Raw genomic sequence first — 15,242 nt, 5'->3', positions numbered from 1 at the left:
AGGGGTGCGACTTCTCCGGACAACGCGCACCCCTCACCCCAACCCTCTCCCGCACGGGAGAGGGGGCCGTCGCGCCGAACCGGACCGGGGCTGCCGATTTTCCAGCCCGTTGCAACGCGATCGGGCGCGGCTCTAGGGGCGCCGATTCCGGAAAGAATCATCCTTTCGCGTCCCGGAACCGGCACGCGCCTTCGGCCCCGCGAGCGGATGCGCTCCGGGGCGATGGCTTCGGGAGCGTCGAGGGGGACGCGGGACGCCGCGAGACCACTCAAGCGCAACAATCAATCCGGTCTCCCGGCGTCCCACGGACCGCGCCGTCCGGCGCGGGCCGCCTTGTCGCGTCGCGGTGTCTTCCGGCCAACTCGACCTGCGCTATCGATCCAGCGGGTTGCGTATCGTCCCCGTGGAGATCCGAGCGAGCCTGCGTCGCACGCCGCCTCGTCGTGGGCGGCGCCGCAGTATCTGTCCGTACCGCCCAGACGAGGGTCGGGGGCCGGGGCATTTCCTCCACCGGTCCACCGCCGCGCTCCGAGCCGGCGTTGCGTCGAGCCGCCGCCCGGGGCGGTGATGGCCGAGACCACCGACGCGGGCACCGCCCCACCGTCCGTGCCCGCCCGGTCGGCCCCGGGCAGGCCCCCAACAGGTGGGCGGCAGGTTCGAGAGAGAAAGCACGGAATAGGAATTATGTCAAGATCTTTGTCGGTGCGTGCAGGCCGCGGAGGGACCCGCGATCCGCGATCGGACGGGGTCCGGCCGGAGGATCAATACTTGCGGATGATCGGCTCCGGCGACATCGGGACCGGATCGGGGCCGAAGGCGTACCGGATGCCGCCATAGATCGACAGGGGCTGTGCCAGGGTGGTGGTGCGGGGATCCGAGATCGAGAAAGTGTTCGTGACCGCCCCGGTCTCCGCGAAGGTGCCGAACGTGGCATAGCGGTTGTTGGTCAGGTTGGTGACGAGCCCGAAGACCTCCAGGTTCTTGGTCACCTGGTAGCTCGTGGTCAGGTTCATCACGTAATAGGCGGGCAGCTTGCGGTTCAGGTTCGACTCGTCGCCCCGATAGTAGGACGAGGAGAAGGCCGACACGTTGAGGCCCACCTTCCATTGCGGCGTGATGTAGACATCGAAGCCGCCCTTGATCTGGTGGGCCGGGATCAGCGGAACCTTGTCGCCGGGGCGCACGCGGATGCCGCCATTCGGGATCAGATCGCCGCCGACCGCACCACCCGCCTGCCCGGCGCTCGCCAGGGGGTTGTTCGGCGACGACAGGGTCCCGTTGAACTGGAAGGTGGCGTCGACAAGGGCGTAGTTCGCGTAGACGCGCAGCCAATCCGCCGTGTACTCGGCCCCGACCTCGACGCCTTGCCGCCGGGTGGAGGGCACGTTCACGAAATAGGCGCGCGCGGCGTTGCCGGGGGTCGCGAGCGAGATGATGTCGTTGGCCAGATCCGTCCGGAAGGTGCCGATCTTGTAGGTCACCAGACCGGCATCATAGAAGTTCGGAAGGTTTCCGCGGAAGCCGACCTCGTAGGTCTGGCCGGTCACCTGTTTCAGCTTCGGATCGGCGATGAGGGAGTTCGGCAGGAGACAGGGCTGGTTCGGATTGGCGCAGGACAGCTCCAAGGGGGTCGGGGCCCGGTTGGACTCGGAATAGCCGCCGTAGAGCGCGAGAGCGTCGAAGAAGCGATAGGTCAGGCCGGCGACCGGGTTGACCTTGTTGTAGTAATGCGTGCCGGTGACGTCCGGCGAGAGACCGGATTGATCCTGGGTCGCGATGCGCGCGAAGTTGAGCCGTGCCCCCGCCGTCAGCGAGAGACGATCGGTCAGGTCGAGCGTGTCCGTCGCGAAGACGCCCAGATAGAGGTTCGAGCCGCTGACCGAACTCGGGGCGAGGCCGAGCGCCCCTTGGGTGCGCAGATAGGTGGTGCCGAGCCCCGGAACGAGGCCGTAATAGGGGTTGTTCGGATCGGTCGTGACCGACAGGTCGGGGTTGATGACGCCGAGCGTGCTCGACGATTTGAACGTGTAATTGGCAGCATCGATACTGCCGCCGATCACGAAGTTGTTGCTGAGGCCGAAGATGCGGTCATGGTTGGCCGCCTGCAGCGAGCCGCCATAGCCCGTGGCCTGCGTCCTGGTCGTGTCGACCGTCCCGTACGGGGTCGTCCGGGACACGAACGGGATGGTCTGCCCGTTCAGGCCCCGGATCACGAACTGGTTGGCAAAGGCCGTCCGGGCGGCGGTTCCGGTCGGGGGCGCATTCACGTTGTAGGCGTCATCCTGCAGGCAGAGGAAGCCGCGAAAGCTCGATTGCCGGCTGCATTGCTCGAAATTGCCCTGATTGCCGTCGACGTAGTTCTGGTCGTAGCGGCGGAAATAGGCGTTCCCGGCGAGATCCCAGCTCGGCGAGATGTCGACCCGGCCGGTCACCTGAAGGCTCCCGACATCCGTCGTGGTGGTCTGCGGATAGGTGAAGATCGCGCGATTGTTGACATGCGTGAGGTCGACCGGCGTCGCGGCCGCCGCGCCGTAGAAGCTGCGCGCGGCGAGCCCGATCAGGTGGAACTCGGAATCCGGGGTGCGATAGCCGAGATCGGCGTAGAGCCGGCCGATCGTGCTCGGGCTCTGGTAGCGCAGCCGCGGTCGTTCAGCCCGTCGCCGGTGACGTAGAAGCTCCACGGGCCGATCATCTTGCCGTACTCGATCGAGCCGGCGATGCGGCCGTCCGAGCCGCCGAGCGCGGTGATCTCGGTCCCCTGCCAGGTGAAGCCGTTCTTCATCTGGATGTTGACCGCGCCGCCGAGCGCGTTGAGGCCGAAGACCGGGTTGCCCGTGACCACGTCGATGCGCTGGATCGCCTGCGGCGGGATCAGGTCGAAATTGACGACGTCGCCGAAGGCCTCGTTGATGCGCACGCCGTTCTGGTAGACCGCCAGACCCTGCGGCACGCCCGCCACCGGCGAGGCCGTGAACCCGCGATAGGTCACGTCGACCCGGTTCGAATTGCCCTGCGAATCGTTGAGATTGATGCCGGGCGTGCGCCGGGCGAGCGTGGCCAGGACGTTGCCGGTGCCGCGATCGACCGCGATGTCAGCCGCCGTGACGGTCTCGACGGTGCTGGGAATCTTGTACAGCGGCAGCTCGCCGCCGCGCAGGCGCGGCGGGAGGCCGGGTCCGGGCGAGGCCGGCCCCGTCGGCGCGGGGATGCCCGCCGCGTCGAGATCCTGCGCGAAGCGCGAGGGGCCGCCGGCCCCGACCGGGGTCGTCGCCACGACGCTGATCTCGTCGAGCCGGACCGATTGCTGAGCGGACGCCGCGCCGGGCAGCACCAACCAGGGCAGCGCCGATACCGACGCCGCCAAGCCCCGTCTGATTGTCGGCATTGTGTTCCGTGACCCAAGACTAGTTCGCCGCTCGTTCGACGGCACTGCCTAAGTCATGAACTATATCGCCCGGCACGCAACGAGATCACGAAAATTTTGATCCACTCGCGCGGGGTCGATTAGTCCATCAACCGAGTCCCGTGCTTTCCGGGCAACATTTTAACTGGTCTAAATGCCTTGGATCAGGCAAAAACGGCAATGAGAGACGGCAATTTCGGCAAAAAACAACTTGAAACTGCTTGACTTTACATAAATACACTCAGAGCGAGATGCTCCGAGGCGATCGAGCCCCATGCGAGACCTTTGGTGCCGAGATCTGTCATGCCGAAACTTGTCATGCCGAGATCTGCCGATCCGGTCGCGCGGAAAAGCCGGCCTCAGCTCTCGCGGAACGCGGAGAGCGGCGCGTCGAGGCTCAGGGTGACGCCGGTCGTGGGATAGCTGAGGCGGACCTTCGCGCCGAGGCCGTCCGCGAGGCTGCGCTCGATCAGGCGGGAGCCGAAGCCGCGCCGGCTCGGCGGGCTGACCGGGGGGCCGCCGACCTCGCGCCAGCGGAACCGCAGCATCGGCTCGGCCTCGGCGGGATCGCGCGCCCAGGTCACCGCGACATGCCCGTCGGGCGTCGAGAGCGCCCCGTATTTCGCCGCGTTGGTGCCGAGCTCGTGCAGCACCAGGGCGATGGACAGGGCCGCCTTGGGGCCGAGGGTGACGTCGGGCCCCGCGATGTGGAAGCGCCCGGTCGCGCCGTGGCCGTGCAGGCGCGCAGCGCCCTCCACCAGGGTGAGGAGGCTCGCCTCCGTCCAGCTGCCCTGGAGCAGGAGGTCGTGGGCCTGGGCGAGCGCCAGCAGGCGCGCCGTGATGGTCTCGCGCGCCTCCGCGAGCGTGGCGTCACCCCGCAGGGTCTGCAGGCAGATCGCCTGGACCAGCGTCAGGGTGTTCTTCACCCGGTGGGCGAGTTCCTGCATCAGCAGGCGCTGGCGCTCCTCCGCCTGCTTGCGCTCGGTGATGTCCACCGAGGCGCCGGCGAAGCGCTGGGGCACGCCCTCCGGGTCGCGGATGAAGCGCCCGCGCGCCAGGATCCAGCGCACCGAGCCGTCGGCCTGCAGGATGCGGTACTCGCAGCTGAAGTCGCCGGCCCCCGCGAAGGTGCGGTCGAGCTCGGCCTGGAAGGCCGGCCTGTCGTCGGGGTGGAAGTTGCGGATATACTGCGCGAGCGGGGCGCCGCGCGCCGCATCCTCCGGGTCGACGGCGTAGATCCGGGCGAAATTCGCATCCGCGTAGATCAGGTCCGCGGACAGATCCCAGTCCCAGGTGCCGATCATCCCGGCGGCCCCGAGAGCGAGGCCGAGGCGCTCCTGGCTGGCGGCGAGGCGCTGCTCGGCCTCCGTCTTCTCCCGGCGCAGGCGCTCCTGGGCGAGCGCGGTCTCGATCGCCTGAGCCAGAAGCTCGCGGAAATGCCCGGCCACGTCCTTCAGCACGTAATCGGCCGCGCCCGCCTTCAGGGCCGCGACCGCGATGCGCAGATCCTCCGAGCCCGTGACGTAGATGACCGGCGGCGGCTCCGGCAGGGCGCGGATGCGCGCCAGGATGTCGAGACCGGTCTCGCCGGGCAGGTGATGGTCGAGGGCGATCGCGTCGACGCCGCCGCGGGCGATCCGGGCGAGCCCGGCCGCGCCGTCGGGCGCGTGCTCGACCGTGCAGTCGCGGGCCCGCAGGCTCCGGGCCACGAGGCGGACCAGGCCCGGATCGTCATCGATGTAGAGAAGGTGCAGGGCCAAAGCCGATTTCAGGCTCCATCGGCAGACCGGATGGCCGGGCCCGCGCGACGCCGATCCATCGCGGGCAATTGCAGCAGTTGCAGGGCAGGGTCGCGGGGCCGCGGGGATCAGGCCGTCTCGGGCACCTGCATGACCGAGAAGAACAGGCCGAGCTGGCGGATCGCGTTGGCGAAGCCCTCGTAGTTCACCGGCTTCGTCACGTAGACGTTGCAGCCGAGATCGTAGCAGCGCTGGATCTCGCGCTGGTCGTCGGTGGTGGTCAGCACCACCACGGGGGAGCGGCGCAGGTGCTCGTTGCCCTTCACGGCCGCCAGGATGTCGAGCCCGGTCATGTCCGGCAAATTGAGATCGAGCAGGATCAGGAGGGAGCGCCCGGCCTGCGCCTGGCCGGAGCCGTCGGGCCCGAGGAGATGGGCGAGGGCCGAGGTGCCGTCCCGGAAGGCCGTGATGTCGTTGTTGACCCCGGCCCGGCGGATGTTGCGCTCGATGAGGCGGGCATGGCCCTCATCGTCCTCGATCATGATGATGTGAACCGGGTTCACGCCGTGCTCTCCCGAAGCCGGGCCCCATGGCCCCGGGGGGAGTGCGCTCCCGGTCTTCCGCCGCAGATCTAGCAGGAAGCGGCGGCCCGGCAAATCGGGCGGCGCCTTTCTCGGGGAGAGCGAAGTTCCTATAGCTTGGGCCGCCGCCCCGCCCCGGAGACGACCCGCCGTGCCCACGCTCACCGAGAAGCGCTACCGCGCCCTCGTCGCCGCGATCGCGGAGATCACCTGGACCACCGCCGCCGACGGTCAGGTCGCGGACATGCCGGAATGGCGCGCCTATACGGGCCAGACGCCCGAGGCGGTGCGGGGCTGGGGCTGGCTCGACGCCGTGCATCCCGACGACCGGCCCGGGACGGCCGAGGCCTGGAACGCCGCATTGGCCGGCCATGAGCGCTACGCCGTCGAGTACCGGATCCGGATGCGGGACGGGAGCTATCGCTGGTTCAACGCCCGCGCGGCGCCGGTCCTCGACGAGGCGGGCGAGATCCTCGAATGGGGCGGCGTCTGCATCGACATCGAGGACCGCAAGCGGGCCGAGGCCGACCTCTTCGCCCGCGAGAGCGATTTCCGGGTGATGGCCGACGCGATCCCGCAGCTCGCCTGGATGGCCGACGCGACGGGTGCGCTCTACTGGTACAATCAGCGCTGGTTCGACTATACCGGCAGCGACCTCCCCGCCATGGTCAATGACGGCTGGCGGAGCGTCCACCATCCCGACCACCTGGAGGCGGCGGCGGCCAAATTCGCCCACGCCGTCGCGACCGGCACGCCCTGGGAGGACACCTTCCCGCTGCGCGGGGCCGACGGCCAGTACCGCTGGTTCCTGTCCCGCGCCCTGCCGATCCGCGACGCGCAAGGCGCGATCTCGCGCTGGTTCGGCACCAACACCGACATCACCGCCGAGCGCGGCGCGCGCCTGGCGCTCGCCGAGGCGAACGAGGAGGTGCAGCGCTACGCCTACATCGTCAGCCACGACCTGCGGGCGCCGCTCGTCAACATCATGGGCTTCTCGAGCGAGCTCGACCTCCTGCGCCAGGACATCGCGGCGGCGCTGGGGGACGACCCGCGGGCGGCCGCCCTCGACGCGGATTTCACCGAATCCCTCGGCTTCATCCAGGCGGCGGTGGGCAAGATGGAGCGCCTCATCGGGGCGATCCTGCGCCTCTCGCGCGAGGGCAAGCGCCAGTTCCGGCCCGAACCCCTCGACATGGGGGCGATCCTGCGCGGCCTCGCGGACGTGCAGCGCCACCAGGCCGAGCGCGGCGGCGCCGCGGTCGAGATCGGGCCGATGCCCGACCTCCTGGCCGACCGGCTCGCGGTGGAGCAGATCTTCGGCAACCTCCTGGACAACGCCATCAAGTATCTCGATCCGGCCCGGCCCGGCCGGATCCGGATCGCGGGCCGGAGCGCCGGCGGCGGCGCCCTCTACACGGTGAGCGACAACGGGCGGGGCATCGCCGAGGCCGACCACGGCCGGGTCTTCGAGCTGTTCCGCCGCGCCGGCAGCCAGGAGCAGCCGGGCGAGGGCATCGGGCTCGCCCATGTCCGCGCCCTGGTCCGCGCCCTCGACGGCCGCATCGACCTGCATTCCACCCTGGGCAGCGGCACCACCTTCACGGTGTGCCTGCCCCTGCGGCAGGCCCCCTCCGAAGCGACGTGAGCGGGCGCTTCGCGCCGCGCCTACTCCGCCGCCGGAACGTGCAGGGCCAGGAGGCGCGCGGTGCGGGCGCGGGCGCCGGCGCGGGTCTCGTCCTCGGCGGCCGCGCCGATCTGGCGGCGGGCATCGCCGATCGCGGCATGGACCGCGTCCACCGCGAGGATCAGGGCGCTGACGGTGCGGTTGTCGATGGTGCGCTCGCGGGCGTGGCGCACCACGTCGGCGACGAGCTCGTCCGTCTCCACCGCGATGGCGTCGAGCTCGGCCTTCGCGGTGGCGGCCCGGACCTCGCGCAGGATGTCGAGGAGCCGGTCGAGCACGATGTCGACGCGCTCGCGCCGCTTGCGGGCGAGGCGCTGGCCGAGCCAGGCGATGCCGGAGCCGATGGTGCCGCCGAAGAAGGCGAACAGGTAGATGTAATCCTCGTAGCGATCGAGGAAGGTCTGCTGCTCGCGCTCGAAATAATCCACCGCGCCCGGATGGTTCGGGAGCCGGGCCGAGGTCGCCGCAACCGTGGTGTCGAAATCCGGCGCCTTCATCAGCTTGGCGATGGGGGCCGCCGCCGCGAGCTTCGAGCGCCACTCGAACAGGTGCTGCGTGGCGGAGGCCACCGCGACCCGGCTGACCGAGCCCCGCGCCATCAGCCGGTAGGAGGCGCCGACCGTCTTGACCTCGTCCTCCGGGCGCTTGGGACGGCCCCCGAAGGTGCCGGCCGGGATCGTCACCGCCTGCAATTCCGGAAAGCGCGTCAGGATCGCCTCGCCGTCCGCGACGGCCACGAAGTCGATCTTCTTGTCGGGGGTGCCGAGCTCCACCGCCCGCACGGTGGCGGTGGCGGCCTTCGAGGCGGGGTTGGCGATCACCGCGACCGCGTCCACGCGCTTCTCCGCGATGGCCGCCGTGACCTCGGCGGGCCGGAGGGGCACGAGGGCGACCCGGCCCGGGCCGAGCTCGGCCCCGTCCGGATTCTCCTCGGCGGCGAGGTCGTAGAAGGCCAGGAGGTTGTTGAGGAAGGGCGTGTCGGCGCTGTGGCGCACCACGATGCCGAGGCGCTTGCGGGCGAGGTCGGGGAAGCTCTCGATCTCGGCCGCGTCCGGCGCCACGATGACGAGGGCCTCGTCGTGCAGGATGGCGAGCGTCAGCCCGTTCTCAGGCAGGTAGACGTCGGGCCGCACCACGGCGAGGTCGGCCTTGTTGCGCTGGAGCGCGGCGGCGCTGTCGCGCACGTCGTCGAAGGGCAGGATCTTGAGGCGGACATCCTCGCGCCCGCGGGCGAGCGCGTTGGCATAGGCCTCCATCAGGGTGGCCTCGGCCCCGTCGCGGGGCCCGACCGCGACCGTGAGGGTGGTGGGGCGCGACAGGTACACCACGGCCGCCGCGATGGCGGCGAGCCCGAGGGCGAGCAGGACGAGGAGCCACTCGCGTCTCAACAGGACGGCCGGCATGCGGCTGCCGTTCCGGGTTGCGTCGCGATCGGCGGCACCGTGGAAGCCCCTGCGGCGTTGCGTGCTTTCCATCCCCGATTCATGGAACGTAAACCTGTCCAGATCGTGAAGAACTGATGTCCGTGCGAAACGTTGCAGAACGGCCGGGTCACAATCCCGAGGCCGCAGACGCAAAGCCCGACCTTGCAAGGCCGGATCTTGCAGGTCGAGAGCCTGCAAGATCCAAACCAGAACGGCCCACGCCGCCCGTGACGGCCGCCTACCTGGAGCGGGCCGCGCTGCACTATCTCGAGCGCTACAGCGCCTCGACCGAGATGCTGCGCCGGACCCTGCGGCGGCGGGTGGAGAAGCGCGCCCGCGCCCGGGGCGAGGCGCCCGAGGCCTTCGCGCCGATGATCGAGACGGTGGTGGCCCGCGCTTTGCGCAGCGGCCTCGTGGACGATGCCCGCTTCACCGCCGCCCGCCTCGCGACCCTGCGGCGGCGCGGCAGCTCGGCCCGGGGCGCCTCGGCCAAGCTCGCCGCCAAGGGGGTCTCGCGGGAGGCGATCGAGACCGCCATGGAGGCCGAGCGGGAGGCGGCGCCGGAGGGCGAGGCCGACGCCATCGAGGCGCAGGCCGCCCGCGCCTACGCCAAGCGCCGCCGCCTCGGGCCCTTCCGCCGGCCCGGCACCCGCGCGGCGAACCGCGACCGGGACCTCGCCGCCCTGGCGCGCGCCGGCTTCCCCTACGGCCTTGCCCGCGCGACCATCGAGGCGGAGGCGGAGACGGACGACGCATGAGCCCCGGCCCGGGCTGTTTCCGGCTCGCGCTGGATTTCGCCGGGGCCCGCCCCACCTCGATGGGGCACAGGGAGCCGAGCCCGCGCAGATCCGCGTCGGCGCCGCCCCGCGACGCAGGACAGAGCCATGATCAACCGCAAGGCGCACGCCGTTTGGCAGGGCAATGGCCGCGAGGGCAAGGGCCGGATCACGACCCAGTCGGGCGTGCTCTCGGACCAGCCCTACGGCTTCAACACCCGGTTCGAGGACAAGCCCGGCACGAATCCCGAGGAGCTGATCGCGGCGGCGCATGCGGGCTGCTTCACCATGGCGCTGGCCTTCCAGCTCCAGGAGGCGGGTCTCGCCGCCACCGAGATGACCACCGAATCGGTCGTCACCCTCGAGAAGGACGGCGCCGGCTTCAAGGTGACGAAATCCGCCCTCACCCTCACGGCCACGATCCCGGGCATCGACCAGGCGAAGTTCGAGGAACTGGCCCACGCCGCCGAGACCGGCTGCCCGATCTCCAAGGTGCTCAACGCCGAGATCACCCTGAACGCCACGCTCAAGCAGGGCTGAGCCCCCCTCGCCGACGGCGTGGAGGGGATTGCGCCCCATCTCTCCCGTTCGGGAGCGGTCGAATCCGCGATCGCGGAACGGTGAGGGGTGCGACTTTTCGGGATAGGTCGCGCCCCTCACCCCAACCCTCTCCCGCACGGGAGAGGGGGCGCGTCGCGCTGCCCGCGCCATTCTCTCCGGGCTGCGAAGCGGAGCCCTGGGACAACGCTGCACCCCACCTCTCCCGTCCGGGAGAGGTCGAGTCGGCGCGAGCCGACCGGGTGAGGGGTGCGACCTCTCCGGACGACGCGCACCCCTCACCCCAACCCTCTCCCGCACGGGAGAGGGGGCCCGTCGCGCTGCCCGCGCCTTTATCTCCGGGCTGAAGCGGAGCCCTGGGACAACGCTGCACGCCACCTCTCCCGTCCGGGAGAGGTCGAGTCGGCGCGAGCCGACCGGGTGAGGGGTGCGACTTCTCCGGACAACGCGCACCCCTCACCCCAACCCTCTCCCTAACGGGAGAGGGGGCCGGTCGCGCCGACCGCGCGGCCCGCGGGTGCGGCGCCACGGCGCGGGATGGGGCGCTCGCGTGCCTTGAACAAAACGCGAACGAGCGGCATTTTATCCGCATGGACGAGATTCTGGCCAAGAAGCTGCGCATCCTCGCCGATGCCGCCAAGTACGATGCGTCCTGCTCCTCCTCGGGGGCGCCGAAGCGGGCGGCCGGGCCGGATGGGCTCGGCTCGACCACGGGGGCGGGCATCTGCCACGCCTACACGCCGGACGGGCGCTGCATCTCGCTCCTGAAGATCCTGCTGACCAATTACTGCCTGTTCGACTGTGCCTATTGCGTCAACCGGCGCTCCTCGAACGTGCGGCGGGCGAAGTTCACGGTCGAGGAGGTGGTGACCCTCACGGTGGAGTTCTACAAGCGCAACTACATCGAGGGTTTGTTCCTCTCCTCGGGCATCATCAAGTCACCGGACCACACCATGGAGTTGCTGACGCGGGTGGCGAAGGCCCTGCGGCGCGACCACGGCTTTCGCGGCTACATCCACCTGAAGTCGATCCCCGAGGCGAGCCCGTGGCTGATCGAGGAGGCGGGGCTCTACGCCGACCGGCTCTCGATCAACCTCGAATTGCCGACGGAGGCGAGCCTGGAGCGCCTGGCGCCCGAGAAGGACGGCGCCTCGATCCAGGGGGCGATGGCGCAGATCGGCGGCCGCATCGCCGAGGCCAAGGCCGAGCGCCGCCGCTTCGCGCCGGCCGGGCAATCGACGCAGGTGATCGTGGGCGCCGACGCGACCTCGGACGAGGCGCTGATCCGCAAGAGCGCGCATCTCTACGACAGCTTCGGGCTGAAGCGGGTCTATTACTCGGCCTTCAGCCCGATTCCCGACGGCTCGACGATCCTGCCCCTGAAATCCCCGCCGCTCCAGCGCGAGCACCGGCTCTACCAGGCGGATTGGCTGCTGCGCTATTACGCGTTCACCCCCGACGACGTGGCGGACGCCACCGATGACGGCATGTTCGCCCTCGACGTCGATCCGAAGCTCGCCTGGGCGCTGAAGAACCGGGATCGCTTCCCCGTCGACGTGAACCGGGCCGACCGGGAGATGCTGCTGCGGGTGCCGGGCCTGGGCGCCCGCGCCGTCGACAAGATCATCAAGGCGCGCCGCCACACCAGCCTGCGCCTCGACGACGTCGCCCGGCTCACCTCGGGCCTGAAGCGCGCCCGGCCCTTCCTGATCGCCGCCGATTACCGCCCGGCCGGGCTCACCGACCGCCTCGACCTGCGCGCCCGGCTCGCCGAGCCGGCAGAGCAGCTGAGCCTGTTCTGAGATGAAGGCGCGCGCCCCGCGACAGGCCCCATCGCCCGGTCCGCTTCGCGGGCGCGACCTCGCCCGAACGGACGCGGAGGACCGGCCGGCGCCGCGCGCGGGCGCCCCCCTGCGCACGATCCTGCTCGCGCCCGGGGCCGACCTCGCGGGCTTCCGGGCCGCCCTGCGCGGCCTCGTGGCCGAGGGCGTGCCGCCCGAGCGCGTGGCCTGGTCGAGCGGGGCGGCGCCGGAATTGTTCGGGGCCACCGAGGCGCCGGCCGCCGGCGCGCCGGTGCCGCTGCCCCGCGCGGTGGCGGATCTCGTGCCCATGGTGGTGCCCCATCGCGATCCCGAGCGCTACGCCCTGCTCCACGCCCTGATCTGGCGGATCCTGAGGGGCGAGCGCCAGCTCCTGGAGGTCGCGAGCGACCCTTTGGTTCATCGCCTCGCCCTGATGCGCAAGGCGATCCAGCGCGACCTGCACAAGATGCACGCCTTCCTGCGCTTCCGCCGCGTGCCGGAGAATGCGGGAACCGAGCGCTTCGTCGCGTGGTTCGAGCCGGAGCACCACATCCTGGAGGCGGCCGCCCCCTTCTTCGTGGAGCGCTTCCGGGCCCTGCGCTGGACCATCCTGACGCCGGAGGGCTCCGCCCTCTGGGACGGGGCGGCGCTCCGCTTCGGCCCGCCGGGCCGGCGCGAGGACGTGCCGCCCGGCGACGGCTTCGAGGCGGGCTGGCGGGATTACTATGAGAGCACCTTCAACCCGGCCCGCACCAACCTGCGGGCGATGCGGGCCGAGATGCCCAAGAAATACTGGCACAACATGCCCGAGACCGCCGCGATTCCGGGCCTGATCCGGGCGGCGGGCGCCCGCACCGCCGCGATGATCGAGAGGGAGCCGCAGATGCCGACGAAGCGCCAGCCCGCCCGCGCGGTGGCCGCCATGGCCGAGCAGGACCCGACCTCGCTCGACGAACTCAACGCCATCATCCGCCGCACCGAGCCCCTCGTGCCGGGCGCCACCCAGGCCGTGCTCGGCGAGGGGCCGGTCGGCGCCACGGTGGCGTTCGTGGGCGAGCAGCCGGGCGACCAGGAGGACCGGCAGGGCCGGCCCTTCGTGGGTCCGGCGGGCCAGCTCCTCGCCCGCGCCATGGCGGAGGCCGGCCTCGTGCGCGGCGAGGCCTACCTGACGAATGCCGTCAAGCACTTCAAGTTCGAGGAGCGCGGCAAGCGCCGCATCCACCAGAAGCCCACCGCCGGGGAGGTCAGCCATTACCGCTGGTGGCTCGACCGGGAGCTCGAATTCGTCGCCCCGAAGCTCGTGGTGGCGCTCGGCGCGACGGCGGTGCTGGCGCTCACCGGCAAGGCTGTGCCGATCACCCGGGCCCGGGGGCCGTTCCGCTTCGAGCGGTTCGACAACCGCTTCCAGGGCTTCATCACGGTCCACCCCTCCTACCTGCTGCGGCTGCCCGACGAGGCCAAGGCCGAGGCCTACGCGCAATTCGTCGACGACCTGCGCCGGGTGGAGGCGCTGGCGCAGGAGCTGGCGGCCTGATCACCCCGCGACCGGCCCCGGTTCCGCGGGGCGCGGCCCACGCGAATACAACCTAAGCGCGAAGATCGACCACTCACGCGACGCTTTGTGACTCCAGATCACTGAATTGACCCGTATGTGCTCATCAATTTGATGTGTTTTGATTCAGAAGGCGGCAATTTACACGGGTCGTTAACGAGGTTTCAGCGAGGATCAGCTTGTACAGAATGGCTCCGGATCCGAGCGCGGCGGTCTGGACTGGGTCTTCCGCGCGAGATGCGACGATGAACTTCCTCAACGATGGCGACGTCCGTTCCAAGATCGAGGCGCTGAACCGCTCGCAGGCGGTCATCGAGTTCACGCTCGACGGCACGATCCTGGCCGCGAACCAGAACTTCCTCGACGCGGTCGGGTACGCGCTGGACGAGATCCGGGGCAAACCCCACGCCCTGATGGTCGAGCCGCGCCTGCGCGACAGCGACGCGTACCGCGCCTTCTGGGCGGCCCTCGGCCGCGGCGAGCACCAATCCGGCGAGTTCAAGCGGATCGCCAAGGATGGGCGCGAGATCTGGCTGCGGGCGACCTACAATCCCGTCCTGGGGCGCGGCGGCAAGCCCGTGAAGGTGGTCAAGTTCGCCACCGACGTGACCGCGCAGGTGCTGCGGACCACCGATCACGAAGGCCAGATCAAGGCGCTGCAGCGCTCGCAGGCGGTCATCGAGTTCACCCTCGACGGCAGCATCGTCACGGCCAACGCGAATTTCCTCGCGGTCGTCGGCTACCGCCTGGACGAGATCCAGGGGCGCCATCACAGCCTGTTCGTCGATGCCGAGGACCGGGCCGGCCCCGCCTACCGGAGCTTCTGGGACAGCCTCGGCCGGGGCGAGTACCAGGCCGGCGAGTACCGGCGCATCGCCAAGGGCGGGCGCGAGGTCTTCATCCAGGGCTCCTACAACCCGATCTTCGATTGCGACGGCCGGCTCGTGAAGGTCGTCAAGTTCGCCACCGACGTGACCGCGCAGGTGCTCGAGCGCCGTCGCCGCGCCGAGACCCAGGCCGCCATCGCCCTCGGGCTGAACGACATCGCGGAGGCCGCGTCCGGCGCCTCGCGCCAGGCGGGGCAGGCCGCCCAGGCCTCCACGCAGGTCTCCTCGGACATCCAGACCGTCGCCTCCGGGGCGGAGGAACTCGCCGCCTCGGTCTCGGAGATCAGCCAGCAGGTCACGCATGCCTCCGAGATTTCCGGCAAGGCCGTCGCGCAGGCCCGGGAGACCGGCGCCATCATCTCGGGCCTGAGCGACGCCGCCACCCGGATCGGCGAGGTGGTGGCCCTGATCCAGGGCATCGCCGCGCAGACGAACCTGCTGGCCCTCAACGCCACCATCGAGGCGGCGCGGGCCGGCGAGGCGGGGCGGGGCTTTGCCGTGGTGGCCACCGAGGTGAAGGCGCTGGCGGCTCAGACCTCGAAGGCGACCGAGCAGATCGGGGCGCAGATCGCGGCGACCCAGCAGGTCACCCAGGACGCGGTCGGCGCCATCGACTCGATCCAATCCACCATCCTGGCGCTGAACGAGGTGGCCAGCACGATCTCGGCCGCCGTCGAGGAGCAATCCGCCGTGACCCGCGAGATGTCGGCCAGCATGCAGACGGCCTCGCGGGGCGTGGCCGAGATCACCGGCAGCCTCGGCGAGATCGCCCGCTCGACGGAGCGGGTGGACGCGGCGACCCAGACGGTCCGGACGTCCTCGCGCGCAGCCTGAGC

Annotated in this window: 9 protein-coding genes and 1 pseudogene; 6 read left to right on the top strand and 4 right to left on the bottom strand. The window is 70.5% G+C overall.

Annotated features, from left to right (window positions below):
- Window positions 1–761: 761 nt before the first annotated feature.
- The 3 genes and pseudogenes from F6X53_RS21720 to F6X53_RS21710 form a co-directional block, all read right to left on the bottom strand.
- Window positions 762–3,385 (bottom strand): annotated as a pseudogene (locus F6X53_RS21720) (TonB-dependent receptor).
- 377 nt (window positions 3,386–3,762) lie between these two features.
- On the bottom strand, window positions 3,763–5,163 hold the full coding sequence (locus tag F6X53_RS21715) for a sensor histidine kinase (protein ID WP_151002440.1): 1,401 nt from the start codon (window positions 5,161–5,163) through the stop codon (window positions 3,763–3,765).
- 107 nt (window positions 5,164–5,270) lie between these two features.
- A complete protein-coding gene (locus tag F6X53_RS21710) occupies window positions 5,271–5,684 on the bottom strand; it encodes a response regulator (RefSeq protein WP_151002449.1) in 414 nt (137 codons plus the stop codon).
- 190 nt (window positions 5,685–5,874) lie between these two features.
- Between F6X53_RS21710 and F6X53_RS21705 the strand changes: the two genes are divergently transcribed.
- Window positions 5,875–7,368: a sensor histidine kinase gene (locus F6X53_RS21705; RefSeq protein ID WP_151002439.1), complete on the top strand. Its 1,494-nt coding sequence runs from the start codon at window positions 5,875–5,877 to the stop codon at window positions 7,366–7,368.
- A gap of 20 nt (window positions 7,369–7,388) precedes the next feature.
- Here the strand turns inward: F6X53_RS21705 and F6X53_RS21700 are convergent, their stop codons facing one another.
- Window positions 7,389–8,810 carry a TAXI family TRAP transporter solute-binding subunit gene (locus tag F6X53_RS21700; RefSeq protein ID WP_151002448.1) on the bottom strand — a complete coding sequence of 474 codons (1,422 nt, stop codon included), beginning with the start codon at window positions 8,808–8,810 and terminating at the stop codon, window positions 7,389–7,391.
- 248 nt (window positions 8,811–9,058) lie between these two features.
- On the opposite strand from F6X53_RS21700, the gene F6X53_RS21695 reads away from it, so the two are divergent.
- The 5 genes from F6X53_RS21695 to F6X53_RS21670 all read left to right on the top strand — a co-directional run bounded on the left by F6X53_RS21695 (window position 9,059) and on the right by F6X53_RS21670 (window position 15,240).
- Window positions 9,059–9,589, top strand: coding sequence for a regulatory protein RecX (locus tag F6X53_RS21695; protein ID WP_238297014.1), 531 nt, complete (start codon window positions 9,059–9,061; stop codon window positions 9,587–9,589).
- A gap of 126 nt (window positions 9,590–9,715) precedes the next feature.
- On the top strand, window positions 9,716–10,147 hold the full coding sequence (locus tag F6X53_RS21690; protein WP_151002437.1) for an OsmC family protein: 432 nt from the start codon (window positions 9,716–9,718) through the stop codon (window positions 10,145–10,147).
- Between the two features lie 608 nt (window positions 10,148–10,755).
- Complete coding sequence (locus tag F6X53_RS21680) at window positions 10,756–11,967, top strand: putative DNA modification/repair radical SAM protein (protein WP_151002435.1); 1,212 nt, start codon at window positions 10,756–10,758, stop codon at window positions 11,965–11,967.
- 1 nt (window position 11,968) lies between these two features.
- Complete coding sequence (locus tag F6X53_RS21675; protein WP_151002434.1) at window positions 11,969–13,501, top strand: UdgX family uracil-DNA binding protein; 1,533 nt, start codon at window positions 11,969–11,971, stop codon at window positions 13,499–13,501.
- Window positions 13,502–13,764: 263 nt separating this feature from the next.
- Window positions 13,765–15,240, top strand: a complete 1,476-nt coding sequence (locus F6X53_RS21670) for a methyl-accepting chemotaxis protein (RefSeq protein WP_151002433.1) — start codon at window positions 13,765–13,767, stop codon at window positions 15,238–15,240.
- Window positions 15,241–15,242: the final 2 nt, after the last annotated feature.

The sequence above is a fragment of the Methylobacterium soli genome (assembly GCF_008806385.1).
Classification (GTDB): Bacteria; Pseudomonadota; Alphaproteobacteria; order Rhizobiales; family Beijerinckiaceae; genus Methylobacterium; species Methylobacterium soli.
Note: the sequence above shows the minus strand (reverse complement) of the source record. Positions and strands in the feature narration are given on the sequence as shown.